Origin of the sequence: Sphingorhabdus sp. EL138 (assembly GCF_900258045.1) — a bacterium.
Lineage (GTDB): Bacteria > Pseudomonadota > Alphaproteobacteria > Sphingomonadales > Sphingomonadaceae > Parasphingorhabdus.
Window position 1 is genome coordinate 696,225 of sequence record NZ_OGVD01000004.1, and the last position, 18,567, is coordinate 714,791.

The following is an 18,567-nucleotide window of genomic DNA, read 5'->3' on the forward strand; positions in this document are numbered from 1 at the left end:
TGATGGTACGCCAATGGCCCCAAATACGCAGCCGGATGAGGCATTTTTCAAAGACCTGAATTCAGAGGTGAATGACAAGGGTTTTCTTGTCACGTCCACTGAAGACCTGTTCCAATGGGCGCGCACCGGTTCGCTCTGGTGGATGACCTTTGGTCTCGCCTGTTGTGCGGTAGAGATGATCCACGTCAACATGCCGCGTTATGACATGGAACGTTTTGGCGCCGCACCGCGTGCCAGTCCGCGCCAGTCTGATGTGATGATCGTGGCCGGTACACTTTGCAACAAGATGGCACCGGCGCTGCGCAAGGTTTATGACCAGATGTCGGAGCCCAAATATGTGATTTCCATGGGCAGCTGTGCCAATGGCGGCGGCTATTATCATTACAGCTATTCTGTGGTGCGCGGCTGTGACCGGATCGTGCCGGTTGATATTTACGTGCCGGGATGCCCGCCAACGGCGGAAGCGCTGCTTTACGGCGTGATGCAATTGCAGCGGAAAATTCGCCGCATCGGGACATTAGAGCGTTAATATGGCAAACGGGGCCCCAACCATGTCCAGCAACGAAGGCGTTGCTGCCGCTCTCGCGAAATCCTTGGGCGCGGCTGTGCTTGATACGGTCGAAGCCTATGATGAAATCAGCTTCACCGTTGACCGCAAGAAGCTGCCCGATGTGATGGAAAAATTGCGGACCAAGCATGAATATCAACAGCTTGTCGAAATTGCCGGTGTTGACTATCCGGATCGCCCCGAGCGTTTCGAGGTCTGCTATCATCTGCTCAGCCTGACCAAGAACCATCGTGTCCGGGTGAAAGTTACAACCGACGAAGACATGCCAGTGCCAACAGTAACCCATATCTGGGAAGTGGCTGGCTGGCTCGAACGTGAAGTGTTTGACCTTTACGGCGTGCTGTTCGACGGTAATACGGACCTGCGTCGGATCCTGACCGACTATGGCTTTCAGGGCCATCCGTTCCGCAAGGATTTCCCGCTGACTGGCTATGTCGAGATGCGCTATTCCGAAGAAGCCAAGCGTGTGGTTTACGAGCCGGTAAAGCTGGCACAGGATTTCCGCAGCTTCGACTTCATGTCGCCCTGGGAAGGTGCGGATTACATCCTGCCCGGTGATGAAAAAAGCGATGAAAAGTCTGAAGATGGTGATGATAAGGGGGCCAAGGAATAATGGCTGACTATCTCGACGAAATGGATGGTATTGCAGACGAGGCTGATCCCACGGTTGGTGATCTGGAAATCCAGAATTACACGATCAACTTTGGTCCTCAGCATCCCGCGGCGCACGGCGTTTTGCGGCTGGTGATGGAGCTTGACGGCGAGGTTGTCGAACGGGTCGATCCCCATGTCGGCCTGCTCCACCGCGGCACCGAAAAGCTGATCGAGCATAAAACCTATTTGCAGGCTTTGCCTTATTTTGACCGGCTGGATTACTGCTCTCCGCTGGCGATGGAATATAGCTATGTGCTGGCGATCGAGAAGCTGCTCGACATCGAAGTGCCTTTGCGCGGTCAATATCTGAGAGTTTTGTTCGCGGAACTGACACGCATCTGTAACCATATGCTCAACATCGGTGCGCATGTGATGGATGTAGGGGCGATGACACCCAATATCTGGGTATTCGAAATTCGTGAGCAATGTCTCGCCTTTTTTGAACGTGCCAGCGGCGCGCGTATGCACAGTGCCTGGTTCCGGCCCGGCGGCGTGCATCAGGATGTACCGCTGAAACTGCTCACCGACATTGCCGACTGGCTGGACGAGTTCCCGTCTTTCTTTGAAGACGCGATGAGCCTCGTCATCGACAACCGTATTTTTAAACAGCGCAATGTCGATATTGCCACCGTGTCCAAGGACGACGCGGTGCGCTGGGGCTTTTCCGGCCCGATGATCCGCGGCAGCGGCATCGCCTGGGATCTCCGCAAGTCGCAGCCTTATGACGTTTATGACCGCATGGAATTTGACGTACCGGTGGGAACGCGTGGCGATTGCTATGACCGGTTCATGGTCCGGGTTGAGGAAGTACGCCAGTCTGCACGGATCATGCGCCAGTGCCTGAATGAAATGCCGGACGGTCCTGTCGCAAGCAGCGACCGCAAGGTGGTCCCGCCCAAACGCGGCGAGATGAAGCAATCGATGGAAGCCTTGATCCATCACTTCAAGCTTTATACCGAAGGCTTCCACGTTCCTGCTGGCGAGGTCTATGTCGCGACCGAAAGCCCGAAGGGCGAGTTTGGTGTCTATCTGGTCAGCGATGGCAGCAACAAGCCCTATCGCTGCAAGATCAGGCCAACCGCCTTCTCGCATTTGCAGGCAATGGATTTCATGACCAAGGGCCATATGCTGCCTGACGCCACCGCTATATTGGGCGCGATGGATGTCGTGTTCGGGGAGTGTGACCGGTGATCGGTCGCGAGATCATCATTTTTATTGCCGCTTTCGCTGGCTTCGCTTCGCTGGTGGCGGGTTATCTTATGGCGTTTCACGGAGAGGTGAGCCTTAAGGAAACGCTTTCGACCGCCTTCGCGGCGGTTGTTGGACTATATGCCGGGCGTTATCTCGAACGGAGATTGCACCATGGCTGACGCTCCCGACACATCGAAAAGATGGCGGCTCGGCGGCGGTGCAACGGTCTTTGTGATTGTGGCGATCATGCTGCTTTGGGAATTGTGGCGGCCTGAAAATATGATCTGGAACATCATCTTGCTGACCATGATGGTGGGTCTGGTTGTCGGTGGTTTCTGGCTCAACATATATTTCTCAAAGCATTGGGACGAAATCGGGGAAGCGCGTTTTGATACGCGAAACAAAAGTGATGTAGATGGCTGAAGCTCCAAACATACCTGATGAACTTGAAGTGCGCGCCAAGTGGGGCGATTTCAAATTCACGCCGGCGAATGAAAAACTCGCCAAATGGCAGATCGCGAAATATCCGGAAGGTCGCCAGAAATCTGCGGTTATGGCCTTGCTCGATCTGGCCCAGCGTCAGGTTGGCGCGGATACCGAAACACAGGGCTGGCTACCGGTTCCGGTGATCGAATATGTCGCAGCTTATTTGGACATGCCCTATATGCGCGCTTATGAAGTCGCGACCTTCTACACCATGTATAATTTGGCACCTGTCGGCCGTTTCCATGTGCAGGTCTGTGGCACGACACCATGTATGCTGCGGGGCAGTGACGACGTTATGGCGGCCTGCAAGAATAAAGGCATGGCCAAGGGCAAGACGACACCGGATGGCCTGTTCACGCTGACCGAAGTCGAGTGCATGGGCAATTGCTCCAACGCGCCGATGGTCCAGATTAACGACGATAATTACGAAGATCTCGACTACGATATCATGACGCGTATTTTGGAAGATCTGGCCGACGGCAAAGAAATTTCGGTCGGTTCACAAATTGGTCGCAAGACCAGTGAACCAAAAGGCGGTCCGGTTATTCTGAAAGATATGGTCAAGGCCAATCACGATTACCGGAAGGAGTGGTAGGATGCTGCTCGACGGATATGCAGGATGGGTTGCGCTGGCGGTTGTGGCGATTGCGGTTGCAGGTGGCCTCTGGGGCCGCAGGAGTAAGAAATAATGGCTTTTGACTTTCTCCAGGACAAGGACCGGATATTCACCAACGTCTATGGCTTTCAGTCATGGGATTTGAAAGCTGCGCAGAAGCGCGGCGATTGGGACAATACGGCCGATATTATCAAGCGCGGTAATGACAAGATTATCGAAGAGATGAAGGCAAGCGGCCTGCGCGGTCGCGGCGGTGCGGGTTTTCCGACCGGTCTGAAATGGTCCTTCATGCCGAAAGAGTCACCCGACGGTCGGCCAAGCTTTCTGGTCATCAATGCCGATGAGTCCGAACCCGGCAGCTGCAAAGACCGCGAAATCCTGCGCAATGATCCGCACAAGCTGATCGAAGGCGCACTGATTGCCGGTTTCGCCATGCGCGCGCGGGCGGCGTACATATATATACGCGGCGAATATATTGCCGAAGCCAAGGTCATGGAAGCGGCCGTCAAGGAAGCCTATGACGCTGGGCTGATTGGCAAGAACGCGGCCAAATCCGGCTATGACTTCGACGTCTTCGTCCATCGCGGCGCGGGCGCCTATATTTGCGGTGAAGAAACCGCAATGATCGAAAGCCTCGAGGGCAAAAAAGGCCAGCCGCGCCTGAAGCCGCCATTTCCTGCCGGGGCAGGGCTTTATGGCTGCCCGACAACGGTGAATAATGTGGAATCCATCGCGGTTGTTCCGACTATCTTGAGACGCGGAGCGAGCTGGTTTGCGAGCTTCGGACGCGAAAATAACCACGGCACGAAACTGTTTCAGGTTTCCGGCCATGTCGAAAAGCCCGCTGTCTTCGAAGAAGCCATGTCGATCCCGTTCAAGGATATGATCGAGAAGCATTGCGGCGGCATTACTGGCGGGTGGGACAATCTGCTGGCGGTGATTCCCGGCGGGTCATCGGTGCCACTGGTGCCGGCCCACGAGATAATGGATGCGCCGATGGATTTTGACGGCTTGAGCGCGCTCAAATCCGGTCTGGGCACCGCAGCGGTCATCGTGATGGACAAGAGCACCGATATCGTCCGCGCGATTTCACGGCTGAGCTATTTCTACAAACATGAAAGTTGCGGCCAGTGCACGCCGTGCCGCGAAGGCACGGGCTGGATGTGGCGCGTTATGGAACGCCTGCGCGACGGCGATGCGACGATCGAGGAAATCGATACGCTGCACGAAGTCACGAAACAGGTCGAAGGCCATACCATTTGCGCGCTCGGTGATGCGGCGGCCTGGCCAATTCAGGGCCTGATCCGCCATTTCCGACCAGAGCTGGAGCGGCGTATTCGCGAAAATGCCGGTGCAGAACCGGTGATGGAGGCGGCGGAGTGAAGTCCTTTGTTGCCATAGTATTGGTTACACCTTTGCTTGCCGCGTTACCAGCGCAAGCCAAGACTGGGTCGCACCTCCCGGATGATCGTACATCTGTTTCGCCAGAAGCAGCGGCACGCGAGTTTTGGCGCTTTTCCAACTGTTCTGCGAAGCGAAGCATGGACGGCGCACGCGTGTTGTTGGAGAATCGCGAGTGGGACGAAAAAATGGATGAGCACGTCACCGCTTTCACAAAGAAATATCGCAGTTGTCTGCCTAATGGATCACAGATGCGTTTTCAGGCGGAGTTATTTCGCGGATCGTTAGCAGCAGCATATCTGAATCAAAAATATAAGAAGCAACCAGTGCCGGCTTATGGCTCAATGCCGACGACATATACCAAAACGGCATTTGATGCGTTGGGAACGAAATCGGAGCGGGCGCAATTTATGATTCGCGCCTTTGCGGAATGCGTGGTGCGCACGCAAACGGCTTTGGCATTTAATCTGTTTGCGAGCAAACCCACTGGCAAACAGGAAACGGCGATTTTTGGTCAACTTCAACCATATATGGGGGCATGCTTGCCGGTCGAAAACGGTGACCAGGTCAAGTTCACGGCCATGTCGTTGCGCGGGCTTATGGCGGAAGCTGCTTATGACATAGAAATGCGGTATGTTGCTGCCCAAGCCGTTCCAATTAAAGAAGAAACAGGGGCTGAAAGCTAATGCCTAAAGTCACCGTAGATGGCGTCGAACTCGAGGTTCCACAGGGCGCAACCGTGCTGCAGGCCGCCGAGCTTGCCGGTAAGGAAATTCCGCGCTTCTGCTATCATGAGCGCCTGAGCATCGCAGGCAATTGTCGAATGTGTCTGGTTGAGGTGAAGCCTGGACCACCCAAACCGCAGGCGAGTTGCGCACTGCCCGCTGCTGATGGTCAGGAAATCCGTACCGACAGCGAAATGGTCAAAAAAGCGCGTGAAGGGGTGATGGAATTTCTGCTCATCAACCATCCGCTGGATTGCCCGATTTGCGATCAGGGCGGCGAGTGCGATCTGCAGGATCAGGCCATGGCTTATGGCAAGGGCGGCTCGCGCTATGACGAGAATAAGCGCGCCGTTACCGAGAAATATATGGGGCCGGTGGTCAAGACGATCATGACCCGCTGTATCCATTGCACCCGCTGTGTCCGCTTTGCCGAAGAAGTAGCTGGCGTAGAAGAAATCGGTGCGATTGGACGCGGCGAGGGGATGGAGATCACATCCTATCTTGAAGGCGCCGTGCATAGCGAATTGAGCGGCAATGTCGTTGACCTATGTCCGGTTGGTGCGCTTACCAGCAAGCCTTATGCGTTTGAGGCTCGCCCTTGGGAGCTGACCAAGACCATGGGCATTGACGTCATGGACGGCGTCGGCACCAATATCCGCATCGATAGCCGCGGCCGCGAAGTGCTGCGCGCTCTGCCTCGCGTCAATGATGATGTGAATGAGGAATGGGCAACCGACAAGACCCGTCATGCGATTGATGGCCTGATGAAACGCCGTCTCGACCAGCCTTATATTCGGCAGAATGGCAAATTGGTTCCGGCCAGCTGGAACGAAGCCTTTGAAGCCATTGCGGCAGTAAAAGCAGGCAGTTCGGTTGCGGCCATCGCCGGTGATCTGGTTGATTGCGAAACGATGTATGCGACCAAGCGGCTGCTGAAATCCATGCGGTCCGATATGCTCGAAGGGCGTCAGACCGGCTTGTCTTATGATGTGTCCAATCTGGCGTCAGTCAATTTCAACACGACCATAACTGGCATTGAAGAAGCCGATGTGATCGTGCTGGTCTCGACCAACCCGCGCTGGGAAGCATCGCTGGTCAACACGCGTATCCGCAAGGCTGTCCGTAAAGGCGGCGCGAAAGTCTTTGGTATCGGTCCGGAAGCGGATCAAACCTATCCGGTTGAGTGGCTGGGTGATGATATGAGCTTGCTGGCCAAGCTTCCCAAAGCAGCGGCTGATGCCTTGAAAAATGCCGAAAAACCAGCGCTTATACTGGGTGGCGGTGCATTGAGCGTCGAAGGTGCACATGGCGCAGCATTGAAACTGGCAGCAAAATACAAGCTGGTCCGGGATGACTGGAATGGTTTCAATGTGCTGCATATCGGTGCTTCGCGCACGGGCGGGTTGATGCTCGGCTATGCCTATGATGGCGGGATCAAGGCCATTGCAGGGAAGAAGCCCAAACTGCTCTTTTCGCTCGGCGCGGACGAGATGGATTATGCGGCGTTTGATAAGAGCTTTAAAGTCTATATCGGACATCATGGTGACGCGGGTGCGCATGCGGCAGACGTGATCCTGCCAGCGGCTGCCTATACCGAGAAAAATGGAACTTACGTGAATCTCGAAGGTCGCGTGCAGCGCTCCAACAAAGCGATTTTCGCTCCCGGCGACGCACGCGAAGACTGGAGCATTTTGCGGGCTCTGTCCGACGTGATGGGCAAGACGCTGCCGTTTGACAGCTTTGAAGAGCTGCGCGGCAAGATGTTCAAGGATCATCCGGAAATGGCGGAAGAAGGCCTGGTGTCCTTTGATTGGGCACCGCCATCCGGATTGCCCGATAAACCGACAGGGCAGGGCGTCCATCCGATCAAGGATTTCTACCTGACCAACAGCATCGCCCGGGCCAGCGCGACGATGCAGCGTTGTTCGGCAGAATTGCTTCATGGTGACGATATGCTGGAGGCTGCGGAATGACCGAATATCTCCAATCGACTTTCCTTGGCCCTGAGCTTGGCTGGCTTGTTGCCACACTCGCGCTGATCCTGCTGATCGCGCTGCCGCTGATGCTGGCCGTGGCGATGATCATCTATGTTGATCGCAAGATTATTGCGGCCGTGGCTTTGCGCCGCGGCCCCAATGTGGTCGGGCCATTCGGTCTGTTGCAGAGTTTTGCCGATGGTTTGAAGGTATTCCTTCAGGAAACGATCATTCCGTCTGGAGCCAATAAAGGCCTGTTCCTGCTGGCGCCGATTATTACCTTTACCGTGGCTTTGCTGGCCTGGGCGGTCATTCCATTCAGCGAGGAAATGGTCCTCGCGAACATCAATATCGGTGTGCTTTACATTCTCGCGATCAGTTCGCTTGGTGTCTATGGTGTAGTGATCTCCGGTTGGGCGAGTAACTCCAAATATCCGTTTTTCTCGGCCATGCGTGCGGCGGCGCAGATGATTTCTTATGAAGTCTCCATCGGGTTCATCCTGATTTCGGTCGTGCTGTTTGCCGGCACATTCAATCTCAACGAGATTATCAAAGCGCAGGAAGGCCATATCTTTGGCGCCGTCAGCGCATATGGCCTCAATCCGTTGCTCTTTCCGATGGCGGTGATGTTCCTGATCAGTTCAATGGCAGAGACGGCGCGCGCGCCTTTCGACCTTACCGAAGCGGAGAGTGAGCTGGTCGCCGGCTATCAGACCGAATATTCGTCCATGTCTTTCGCGCTGTTCTGGCTCGGGGAATATGCCAATATCTTGCTGATGTGTGCGCTCAACGTCATTCTTTTCTGGGGCGGATGGCTGCCACCAGTTGACTGGGAACCGCTTTATGCTGTGCCGGGGATCATCTGGCTGTTCTTGAAGATGTTCATGATCTTCTTCATCTTCAGCTGGGCCTGGGCCACGGTTCCGCGCTATCGCTATGATCAACTCATGCGTCTGGGTTGGAAAGTGTTCCTGCCGATCAGCATATTCTGGGTATTCTTGGTCAGCGGATATGTAATGATTGATAAATTTGGATGGCCGCTATGAGAATATCACAAGTCATAAAAGCCTTCTCTCTGTACGAGATCGTTTTGGCGCATGCTTTGACGCTGAAATATTTCTTCAAAAAGAAAAAGACGATCAACTATCCCTACGAGAAGAACCCGATTTCGCCGCGGTTCCGGGGCGAGCATGTGCTGCGCCGCTATCCCAATGGGGAAGAGCGCTGCATTGCCTGCAAGCTGTGCGAAGCGGTTTGTCCGGCACAGGCGATTACCATCGAGGCGGAACCGCGCGAGGATGGCAGCCGCCGCACAACGCGCTATGATATCGATATGACCAAGTGTATTTACTGCGGCTTCTGTCAGGAGGCCTGTCCGGTTGATGCCGTGGTTGAAGGACCGAATTTCGAATATTCGACCGAGACACGTGAAGAACTTATCTACGACAAGGCAAAACTGCTTGAAAATGGTGACAAATGGGAGCGAGCCATCGCATCCAACCTTGCCGCCGACGCGCCCTATCGTTAAGGCGCTGACAGGATTCTAAGGGGGTTACGGAAACCGTTATAATGCAAATATTTGCTTTCTATCTATTCGCATCCATCGTCATCGCCAGTGGTGCGTTCTGCATCTTTGCGCGTAATCCCGTGCATAGCGTTTTGTGGCTGATTTTGGCGTTTTTCAATGCTGCCGGCCTGATGCTGCTGGTAGGTGCCGAGTTTATCGCGGCCCTGCTGGTCATTGTATATGTCGGCGCGGTGGCGGTTTTGTTCCTGTTTGTCGTGATGATGCTCGATATTGATTTTGCCGAGTTGCGAGCCGGTTTCATGAAAAACCTGCCTTTAGGGCTGTTGCTGGCTCTCGTATTACTGGCAGAAATCATATTTGGTATCGGAGCATGGAGTGCTGGCGGGATGGGCGAAGCAACGGCTGTTGTTGGACCTCCGGCAGGCGGACCTTCCAATATCGAAGCTTTGGGCACGCTGCTTTACACCAAATATGTGTTTATATTTGAAGCTGCGGGTCTTGTTCTGCTGGTCGCTATGGTCGGTGCGATTGTTCTGACCAACCGCAAACGCGGCGGTGTCAGGATCCAGAATATTCAGGAGCAGGTCGCAAGGCGTCCGCAAGACGCAACACGCAACGAGCAGCCAGAAGTCGGCAAGGGGGTCGAACTATGATCGGCATTGAACATTATCTGGTGGTCAGTTCCATCCTGTTTGTGATGGGCATGCTGGGCATCTTTCTGAACCGCAAGAATATCATCATCATCCTGATGGCGATCGAATTGATTTTGCTCTCGGTCAACCTGAACCTGGTCGCGTTCAGCGCCTTTCTGGGTGACATGACCGGGCAGATATTTGCGATGTTTGTGCTTACGGTCGCTGCGGGTGAAGCGGCTATCGGTCTTGCGATATTGGTTATTTACTTCCGTCAGCGCGGCACGATTGCCGTTGATGATGTCAACCGGATGAAGGGTTAAGGACTTGACGATCCAGCTTATCGTTTTCCTGCCCTTGCTGGCAGCAATCGTCGCAGGCTTTGGCAATCGGGTGATTGGCAATGTTCCGGCGAAATTCGTGACCACCGCCGCTCTGTTCGTGTCTTGCGCGCTGAGCTGGCCGATCTTTATCGACTATGTCCTTCTGTCCCGGGCCGCCGAAGTTGTGCCCGTGCTGACTTGGGTGCAGTCGGGCGATCTCAATTTTGAATGGTCTTTGCGGGTTGATGCGCTGACCGCCGTCATGCTGGTTGTTGTGACCACGGTTTCGGCTCTCGTTCACCTCTATAGCTGGGGCTATATGGACGAAGACCCCGATCAACCGCGCTTTTTCGCTTATTTGTCGCTGTTTACTTTCGCCATGTTGATGCTGGTTACGGCCGACAATCTGGTGCAGATGTTCTTTGGCTGGGAAGGTGTGGGGCTAGCCTCTTACTTGCTGATCGGTTTCTGGTTCAAGAAACCGACAGCCAGTGCCGCCGCGATCAAAGCCTTTGTTGTCAACCGGGTCGGTGACCTTGGTTTCATGCTGGGTATCTTCGGTACCTTCCTCGTATTTGGCACTGTATCGATTCCGGAAATTCTGGAAGCGGCGCCTGCGATGGCAGGATCGACAATTACATTTGCGGGCATGCGACTTGATACGATGACCATATTGTGTCTGTTGCTGTTTATCGGTGCGATGGGCAAGTCTGCGCAATTGGGACTGCACACCTGGCTCCCCGACGCGATGGAAGGGCCGACACCAGTGTCCGCGCTTATCCACGCGGCAACGATGGTTACTGCGGGTGTGTTCATGGTCTGCCGTCTTTCGCCCATGTTTGAAACCAGCGAAGTGGCTTTGGCGGTTGTAACGGTGGTTGGTGCGTGCACGGCGATTTTTGCGGCGACGGTCGGTTTGGTCCAGCATGATATCAAGCGTGTGATTGCCTATTCGACCTGTTCACAGCTCGGTTATATGTTCTTTGCTGCCGGTGTTGGTGCCTATAGTGCGGCGATGTTCCACCTGTTTACGCACGCTTTCTTTAAGGCACTGTTGTTCCTTGGTGCCGGTTCGGTAATCCATGCAATGCACCACGAACAGGACATGCGTTATTATGGCGGCTTGCGGAAAGAAATCCCGATTACATTCTGGGCGATGATGGCCGGGACGCTGGCGATTACCGGTGTTGGTATTGTCGGTCTCGGCGGTTTTGCCGGTTTCTATTCGAAAGACGCGATTATCGAGGCTGCTTTTGCGAGTGGTTCAAGTACCGGCCAGTTTGCCTTTGCTATTGGCGTTCTCGCGGCGTTGCTGACCAGTTTTTACAGCTGGCGCCTGATGTTCCTGACCTTCTGGGGCACGCCGCGCTGGATCCAGTCCGAGCATATTCAGCATAGCGTTCACAAGACACCTGAAACGGCAGAAGACTCCACCGGCGGTTATCATCCGCATGAAAGCCCATTCTCTATGTTGATCCCATTGGGTGTTCTCGGCTTTGGTGCGATTGCGGCAGGCTTTCTGTTCCACAATCAGTTTATCGATGCGACCGAGGGCTTCCGCTTCTGGGCAGGTAGTCTGGCGTTTGATCGCCATTTGATGCATGAAATTCACGAGGTACCGCTGTGGGTAAAACTCGCTTCGACAGTCGCGATGCTCATCGGTCTGACGACGGCCTATCTGATGTATTTCCGCGGCAAAGATCGTCCAGCGCGTCTGGCCGCGACCTTTCAGCCGGTCTATAATTTCTTCTTCAACAAATGGTATTTTGACGAATTGTATGACCTGCTCTTTGTACGTCCTGCTTTCTGGTTTGGACGGCTGTTCTGGAAAACCGGCGACGAAGGTACGATTGATCGCTTTGGCCCGAATGGCGTCGCGGCAGTAGTGGCTAGCGGTGCGGGAGTCGCGAAGAAATTCCAGACCGGATATCTCTATAGCTATGCGCTGGTCATGCTGCTTGGATTGGCGGCTGCGGTGACGTGGCTTATCGTGCGGGGAGCAAACTGATGAACCAGCTTGATTTCCCGATCCTGTCGCTGATGTTGGGCTTGCCGATGCTGGCGGCGATCATCTGTCTGTTCCTGAATGCGCAAGCGGCGCGGTTGCTGGCGCTTGTCACGACCCTGACGCTATTTGCGCTTGGTATCGTCCTGTGGGTCAATTATGATATTGGCGGTCCGCAATGGCAATATGTCGAGCGGGTTGAGCTGTTTGGCAATTTCGCCTGGGCATTGGGCATAGACGGCATTTCGATGATGCTGATCATGCTGACCGTGTTCCTGATGCCGATATGTATCGGCGCGAGCTGGGAGTCGATCAAGGAACGCGTTGGCGAATATATGGCGGCCTTCCTGTTCATGGAAGTGCTGATGATAGGCGTGTTTGCGGCGCAGGATATCTTCCTGTTCTACATCCTGTTCGAGGCTGGCCTGATCCCGATGTATCTGATCATCGGAATCTGGGGCGGCGCAAACCGGATTTACGCGAGTTACAAATTTTTCCTTTACACGTTGCTTGGCTCCGTTGTGATGCTGATCGCCATGCTGTGGATGGTTCAGGATGCCGGTACCAGCGATATTCCGACGCTGCTGAATTATGACTTTGCGCCTGAGGCCCAGACATGGCTCTGGCTGGCCTTCTTTGCCAGCTTTGCGGTGAAGATGCCGATGTGGCCGGTTCATACCTGGCTGCCCGATGCGCACGTTCAGGCGCCGACTGCAGGCTCTGTGATATTGGCGGGCGTGTTGCTGAAAATGGGTGGTTATGGCTTCCTGCGTTTCTCACTACCGATGTTCCCGGAAGCATCAGAGCAATTTATCTGGTTGGTCTTCGCGCTGTCTATGGTGGCAGTCGTCTACACCTCGCTCGTCGCTTTGGTGCAGCAGGACATGAAGAAGCTGATCGCCTATTCATCAGTGGCCCATATGGCGATCGTGACACTGGGGCTTTTCGCTTTCAACCGTCAGGGTATTGAAGGCGCAATCATCGTTATGCTGAGCCATGGTCTGGTGTCCGGCGCGCTCTTCCTGTGTGTTGGCGTGATCTATGATCGTCTGCACACGAGGGAAATCGACCGCTATGGCGGCCTTTCGATCAACATGCCGAAATATGCGCTATTGTTCATGCTGTTCACAATGGCATCCATCGGTCTGCCCGGAACCAGCGGGTTTGTAGGTGAATTCCTGTCGCTTGTAGGGCTCTATAAAGTGAATAGCTGGGTCACGTTGGTGGCAACAACGGGCATCATTCTAGGCGCCGGTTATATGCTGTATCTTTATCGCCGCGTGGCCTTTGGCGAACTCGTTCATGAGGACGTCAAGGCGATGCCGGACCTGTCCGCTCGTGAGATGGCCTTACTCGCACCGATCGCTGCGGTGGTTATGTGGATGGGCGTTTATCCGGAGAGCTTCATGGCGCCAATTCGCGGGGATGTCGGGACGCTTGTCGCCCGTATTGACCGCGCAGCGCCAGAAGGGGATGCGCATTTGAAAATGGGGCAAGCAACCGCGGTACCCAAGGGCCATGAAGCCGAAGCCGGCCACGGGGAGTCGCACTGATGGATCACAAACTTTCACTGATTTTCACGCTGCCCGAGATCATTTTGTCGGTGAGCGGCATGATATTGCTGCTTGTCGCTGCGTGGGGCGGCGTCAAGTCGGCGCGGCTCATCAGCATATTGGCGGTTGCCGCGCTATTTGGTTCTTCGGCCTACGCGCTCGAATTCCTGACCAATCCATCCTTTGAATTTGGCGGTGATGCGTTTTACGGGCTCTATCGGATGGACGGGTTTGGCAGTTTTTCGAAGTTATTGATCTACTTTGCAGCGATTGTCTCGCTGATCATCGCGCCGCGTTTCTTTAAAGATAGCGGTATCTATCGGCCCGAATATCCGGTTCTGATCCTGTTCGCGACCGTCGGGATGGGCATGATGGTATCGGCCGTGGATATGTTGACACTCTACATCGGACTCGAGCTTAACAGCCTGTCCGCTTATGTTTTGGCAAGTATCATCCGCAATGACGTCCGGTCCTCTGAAGCCGGTTTGAAATATTTCGTACTGGGATCACTGGCCAGCGGCATGCTGCTGTTCGGCATTTCACTGGTTTACGGTTTTGCCGGATCGACCAATTTTTCGGTTATCGCGGATACGTTGACTGGCGATCTGTCGACCGGACCGCTCATCGGCGTCGTTCTGGTGCTGGCGGGTCTGGCGTTCAAGATCAGTGCCGTCCCGTTCCATATGTGGACGCCGGATGTTTACGAGGGCGCTCCGACACCGGTAACCGCCTTTTTCGCCAGCGCACCCAAAGTAGCGGCCATCGCACTGACGGTTCGGGTGATTATTGACGCCTTTGGCAGCCAGACATCGACGTGGCAGCAGATCATTGTCTTTGTCGCACTCGCGTCCATTGTGCTCGGCGCAGTCGCGGCCATTGGTCAGCAGAATATCAAACGCCTGCTTGCCTATAGCTCGATCAATAATGTCGGTTTCCTGCTTATTGGTCTGGCTGCAGGTACGGCTCAGGGTATCTCTGCGATGCTCTTCTATCTGATCATCTACGTCGCGATGACACTTGGTAGCTTCATCTGCGTCATGGAAATGCGTGACGCGGAAGGCAAACCATTGGAATCATTATCCAGCCTTGCCGGCCTGTCACAAACACGACCGGGACTGGCCGCTGCTTTTGCCGTGTTCATGTTCTCGCTAGCCGGCATTCCGCCACTATTCGGCTTCTGGGGCAAGTTCCTGGTCTTTGATGCAGCCGTTGCAGCGGGCATGTTGCCGCTGGCGGTAATCGGTATTGCGGCATCGGTGATCGGTGCTTTCTACTACATCAAGGTCGTCAAAATCATCTATTTCGATGATCCAGCCGGTCAGATTGCCAAAACAGGCCACAAGACCGAGAATGGATTGATCGGATTGATGGCTCTGGCTGTGTCGCCTTTGGGATATCTCACCATTCCGCTGCTGGCACCGGTTACAGCAACGGCGGCTCAGGCTTTATTCTGACCTTTCATATAGAAACAGTAGCCGAGACCGCATCGACCAATGCGGATATGAAGGCACGCGCCTTGAATGGTGCTGATGAAGGTTTCTGGCTTCGCGCGGAAAAACAAAGTGGCGGAATTGGACGTCTCGGCCGCAAATGGGAAAGCCCGGAAGGCAATCTCTATTGCAGCACCATGGTTGTGTGCCGTGCCGAAGATCCTCAACCATCAACCTTGTCGTTTGTCGCCGCTGTGGCGGTGCACAAGGCGATCAGCGCTCACGTACCGCACGACGATATCAGGCTGAAATGGCCCAACGACATACTGGTGTCTGGTCATAAGATATGCGGTATTTTGCTGGAACGGTCGGGTGAGGCTGTCGTTGTTGGCATAGGCGTGAACATCGCAGTCGCTCCACAGGTCGAAGGGCGTATTGTTACGAGCCTCCACAAAGAAGGAGCCGAGGCTGGTCTGACGGCCGCAAGCTTTCTGGAGACGCTGGCGCAATATTTTGCTGATGCTGTGAACGAATGGAGACAATCAGGTTTGCCCGCAATTCTTACAGCATGGCAAGAACGAGCGCATCCTTTGGGAACGCGCTTCTCAACAAGTGATGAAAAGGGCGGGCGTGTGGAAGGCGAATATGCAGGCTTGTCCGATCAGGGAGCGCTGCGCTTGAGAAAGGCCGACGGAGCGCTTATCGAGATACATGCCGGTGATGTTGATGTCGGCTAAAAGGAAGGATCAATCATGCTGCTCGCGATAGATGCCGGCAACACCAATGTCGTATTTGCGCTTTTTGACGGAGACGAGGTTAAGGCGCGCTGGCGTATTGCAACCGATCCGCGGCGCACTGCGGATGAATATGTTGTATGGCTTCGGCAATTGCTGGATCTTGAAGGGTTGGGTATCGACGCCATTGATGCCGTCATAATTGGCACTGTTGTACCAAGAGCGCTGCATAACCTGACCGTATTATCGGAAAAATATTTCGGTGTAACACCGTTGGTGGCCGGGCGTGGTGATGCTGGATGGGGTGTGGCGCTGGATGTGGCACAGCCCGACACGGTTGGCGCAGACCGGGTTCTCAATATCATTGCGGCTCATGAAAAGTACAAGCAGGACGTAATAATCATTGATTTCGGCACCGCCACCACTTTTGATGTCGCAGATTATGACGGAGCGTATAAAGGCGGCGTCATCGCGCCGGGTATAAACCTGTCACTGGATGCTCTTGTCGGGAAAACCGCTCAGCTTCCGCGTATCGCTCTTGAAGCACCGGAAGATGACAATGTTATCGGGCGGACGACCGAAAGCCAGATGCTGATCGGCATTTTCTGGGGTTATGTCGCAATGATTGAAGGTCTCGTCGAACGGACCAAGGCACAGATCGGCCGTCCTACCACAGTTATCGCCACTGGCGGATTGTCTGTTTTATTTGATGCACATACAGACGTATTTGACCATCTGGAGTCCGACCTTACCTTGCGCGGACTCTTAATCCTCTATCAGAGAGCAACCAGCACCTAATGATAAAACCAAAAAACGAACTTCTCTTCCTGGCTCTCGGCGGGTCAGCGGAGATTGGCATGAACGTCAACCTTTATGGCTGTGACGGGAAATGGGTGATGGTCGATCTGGGCATGACTTTCGCTGATCCCGGCTATCCGGGCATCGACCTCGTCTTGCCCGATCTTGAATTTATTGAAAAGCAATCCAAGAACCTGCTGGGCATTGTCTTGACGCATGGCCATGAGGATCATATCGGCGCCATTCCCTATTTTGCTGGAGAGCTGGATGTTCCGCTCTATGCGACACCGTTTACCGCGGGTTTGATCCGCCGGAAACTAGCAGAAGCTGGCCTAGAGGATGATGTAGAGCTGAACATCATTCCCAATGAAGGCAGCTTTGATCTGGGGCCCTTCGGTTTCCGCTATCTGCCAATTGCGCACAGCATCGCAGAAGGCAATGCGCTGCTGATTGACACGCCATATGGCAAGGTTTTCCATACCGGCGACTGGAAGCTGGATGATGAACCAATGCTTGGCGTCCCCTCGACAACGGAGCAGTTAAAAGCGGTCGGTGATGAGGGTATATTGGCAATGGTGTGCGATTCCACCAATGTCTTTAACGATGCACCGTCCGGGTCGGAGGGCGATGTTTATCGCAACCTGATGCGGGTCGTTGAAGGCCTGGAAAACCGGGTATTGGTAACGACCTTTGCATCGAATGCAGCACGCCTCCAGACGCTTGGCGAAGTTGCAAAACATAGCGGTCGCCAGCTGTGCGTCGCCGGGCGCTCGCTCGACCGGATGATCGAAAACTCTCGCGAGAACGGTTATCTAAAGGATTTTCCGCCAACGGTGGATTTCGATGAAGCCATGAACATTCCGCGCGATGAAATCATGATCATCGCGACGGGCGGGCAGGGTGAAGCGAGAGCGGCATTGGGGCGGATTGCTGGCGACAGTCATAAGATCAAACTGACCGAAGGCGACCATGTCCTGTTTTCCTCCAAGCAAATTCCCGGCAACGAGATTGCTATCGGCCGCATCCAGAACCAGCTTGCCGCCAAGGGCGTTGTGATGATCACGGACCGGCAGGAGCATATTCATGTCTCGGGGCATCCCGGGCGTCCCGAACTGGCCAGCATGTATGAATGGATCCGGCCAGAGATACTGGTTCCGGTGCACGGCGAAATCCGCCACATGAAAGAACAGGCACGCTTTGCACAAGAGCAGGGCGTTCCGCAGAACATCTTTCAGCAAAATGGCGACGTCGTACGGCTTGCACCAGAAGGTCCGAAAATCATAAGTCAGGAGAGGACAGGGCGTCTGGTTCTTGATGGCGATGTGATCATACCGGCCGATGGCAAGACACTTAACGAACGTCGGAAAATTGCTTATAATGGTAGCATATCGGTGGCCGTCGGTCTGGATGAACGGGGCAAGATCATGGGCCAACCCATGCTGCGTTTACATGGTGTCCCGCTGGAAGAAGATGAGGAAGATTTTCTCGACGAGATGTATGAGACGATAATGAAGAAATTCAAAAAACCTGTAGGTGATATCGACAGATTTTCAGAAGAGTTACGTTTGTTGGTCAGACGCAGCGCAACTGAATGGACTGGCAAAAAACCGGTTGTTTCGGTTCTGGTTATTGAGGCGTAACGTCAATGGACTGGACTTCGATTCTCGCCATTTATGTGCTGTTCTGGGTGCTATCGGCTTTTATTATATTGCCCTTTGGCATACGCAGCCATTCGGAAACGGGCACAGAAATGGTGAAGGGGCAGGCAGATGGAGCGCCGGTCAATTTCAGACCGGGCCGGACATTGGCCTTTACAACATTACTGGCGACGTTTGCCTTTATCCTGTTTTATTTCAACTACACCAATCAATGGATCACCGTTGATGACATAGATTTTTTCGGCAGCCGTGACAGACTGGAACAGCAGTAACCCGAAAGTGATGAACT

19 protein-coding genes and 1 pseudogene are annotated in these 18,567 nt (G+C 54.2%); all 20 read left to right on the forward strand.

Translation table 11 applies throughout. From position 1 onward, the window contains the following. Window positions 1–13: 13 nt before the first annotated feature. The 20 genes and pseudogenes from DK507_RS13225 to DK507_RS13320 all read left to right on the forward strand — a co-directional run bounded on the left by DK507_RS13225 (window position 14) and on the right by DK507_RS13320 (window position 18,550). Window positions 14–529: an NADH-quinone oxidoreductase subunit B family protein gene (locus DK507_RS13225; RefSeq protein WP_108812719.1), complete on the forward strand. Its 516-nt coding sequence runs from the start codon at window positions 14–16 to the stop codon at window positions 527–529. Window position 530: 1 nt separating this feature from the next. After that, window positions 531–1,136: pseudogene (locus DK507_RS13230) on the forward strand (NADH-quinone oxidoreductase subunit C); the annotation flags it as partial. A 44-nt stretch (window positions 1,137–1,180) separates the two neighbouring features. Next, window positions 1,181–2,413, forward strand: coding sequence for an NADH-quinone oxidoreductase subunit D (locus tag DK507_RS13235; protein ID WP_109356819.1), 1,233 nt, complete (start codon window positions 1,181–1,183; stop codon window positions 2,411–2,413). Further along, entirely contained in the window at window positions 2,410–2,592 is a 183-nt protein-coding gene (locus DK507_RS13240) for a hypothetical protein (RefSeq protein ID WP_109356820.1), read from the forward strand. The genes DK507_RS13235 and DK507_RS13240 overlap by 4 nt, the downstream gene beginning before the upstream one ends. Further along, the gene (locus DK507_RS13245) at window positions 2,585–2,836 is read left to right on the forward strand and encodes a hypothetical protein (RefSeq protein ID WP_109356821.1); all 252 of its coding nucleotides are present in this window, start codon (window positions 2,585–2,587) and stop codon (window positions 2,834–2,836) included. Before DK507_RS13240 ends, DK507_RS13245 begins: the two co-directional genes overlap by 8 nt. Continuing rightward, complete coding sequence (locus tag DK507_RS13250) at window positions 2,829–3,494, forward strand: NAD(P)H-dependent oxidoreductase subunit E (protein WP_109356822.1); 666 nt, start codon at window positions 2,829–2,831, stop codon at window positions 3,492–3,494. Before DK507_RS13245 ends, DK507_RS13250 begins: the two co-directional genes overlap by 8 nt. Before the next feature lie 93 nt (window positions 3,495–3,587). Beyond that, entirely contained in the window at window positions 3,588–4,898 is a 1,311-nt protein-coding gene (gene nuoF / locus DK507_RS13255; protein ID WP_109356823.1) for an NADH-quinone oxidoreductase subunit NuoF, read from the forward strand. After that, window positions 4,895–5,602, forward strand: coding sequence for a hypothetical protein (locus tag DK507_RS13260; protein ID WP_109356824.1), 708 nt, complete (start codon window positions 4,895–4,897; stop codon window positions 5,600–5,602). The genes nuoF and DK507_RS13260 overlap by 4 nt, the downstream gene beginning before the upstream one ends. Beyond that, the gene (nuoG, locus tag DK507_RS13265; RefSeq protein WP_109356825.1) at window positions 5,602–7,614 is read left to right on the forward strand and encodes an NADH-quinone oxidoreductase subunit NuoG; all 2,013 of its coding nucleotides are present in this window, start codon (window positions 5,602–5,604) and stop codon (window positions 7,612–7,614) included. The genes DK507_RS13260 and nuoG overlap by 1 nt, the downstream gene beginning before the upstream one ends. Next, on the forward strand, window positions 7,611–8,663 hold the full coding sequence (nuoH, locus tag DK507_RS13270; RefSeq protein WP_109356826.1) for an NADH-quinone oxidoreductase subunit NuoH: 1,053 nt from the start codon (window positions 7,611–7,613) through the stop codon (window positions 8,661–8,663). Before nuoG ends, nuoH begins: the two co-directional genes overlap by 4 nt. Further along, on the forward strand, window positions 8,660–9,145 hold the full coding sequence (gene nuoI / locus DK507_RS13275; RefSeq protein WP_109356827.1) for an NADH-quinone oxidoreductase subunit NuoI: 486 nt from the start codon (window positions 8,660–8,662) through the stop codon (window positions 9,143–9,145). The genes nuoH and nuoI overlap by 4 nt, the downstream gene beginning before the upstream one ends. A gap of 38 nt (window positions 9,146–9,183) precedes the next feature. Beyond that, on the forward strand, window positions 9,184–9,798 hold the full coding sequence (locus DK507_RS13280; RefSeq protein WP_109356828.1) for an NADH-quinone oxidoreductase subunit J: 615 nt from the start codon (window positions 9,184–9,186) through the stop codon (window positions 9,796–9,798). Further along, window positions 9,795–10,100 carry an NADH-quinone oxidoreductase subunit NuoK gene (gene nuoK, locus DK507_RS13285; RefSeq protein WP_108809875.1) on the forward strand — a complete coding sequence of 102 codons (306 nt, stop codon included), beginning with the start codon at window positions 9,795–9,797 and terminating at the stop codon, window positions 10,098–10,100. The genes DK507_RS13280 and nuoK overlap by 4 nt, the downstream gene beginning before the upstream one ends. Window positions 10,101–10,104: 4 nt before the next feature. After that, window positions 10,105–12,108: an NADH-quinone oxidoreductase subunit L gene (nuoL, locus tag DK507_RS13290; protein WP_109356829.1), complete on the forward strand. Its 2,004-nt coding sequence runs from the start codon at window positions 10,105–10,107 to the stop codon at window positions 12,106–12,108. Then, window positions 12,108–13,658: an NADH-quinone oxidoreductase subunit M gene (locus DK507_RS13295; protein ID WP_109356830.1), complete on the forward strand. Its 1,551-nt coding sequence runs from the start codon at window positions 12,108–12,110 to the stop codon at window positions 13,656–13,658. The genes nuoL and DK507_RS13295 overlap by 1 nt, the downstream gene beginning before the upstream one ends. Next, entirely contained in the window at window positions 13,658–15,112 is a 1,455-nt protein-coding gene (gene nuoN / locus DK507_RS13300) for an NADH-quinone oxidoreductase subunit NuoN (protein ID WP_109356831.1), read from the forward strand. The genes DK507_RS13295 and nuoN overlap by 1 nt, the downstream gene beginning before the upstream one ends. A gap of 8 nt (window positions 15,113–15,120) precedes the next feature. Continuing rightward, window positions 15,121–15,825, forward strand: a complete 705-nt coding sequence (locus tag DK507_RS13305) for a biotin--[acetyl-CoA-carboxylase] ligase (RefSeq protein WP_301950676.1) — start codon at window positions 15,121–15,123, stop codon at window positions 15,823–15,825. A 15-nt stretch (window positions 15,826–15,840) separates the two neighbouring features. Next, window positions 15,841–16,620 carry a type III pantothenate kinase gene (locus DK507_RS13310; protein WP_109356833.1) on the forward strand — a complete coding sequence of 260 codons (780 nt, stop codon included), beginning with the start codon at window positions 15,841–15,843 and terminating at the stop codon, window positions 16,618–16,620. A 2-nt stretch (window positions 16,621–16,622) separates the two neighbouring features. After that, window positions 16,623–18,260: a ribonuclease J gene (locus tag DK507_RS13315; protein WP_109357686.1), complete on the forward strand. Its 1,638-nt coding sequence runs from the start codon at window positions 16,623–16,625 to the stop codon at window positions 18,258–18,260. Between the two features lie 5 nt (window positions 18,261–18,265). Beyond that, entirely contained in the window at window positions 18,266–18,550 is a 285-nt protein-coding gene (locus DK507_RS13320) for a DUF1467 family protein (RefSeq protein WP_109356834.1), read from the forward strand. Window positions 18,551–18,567 lie beyond the last annotated feature (17 nt).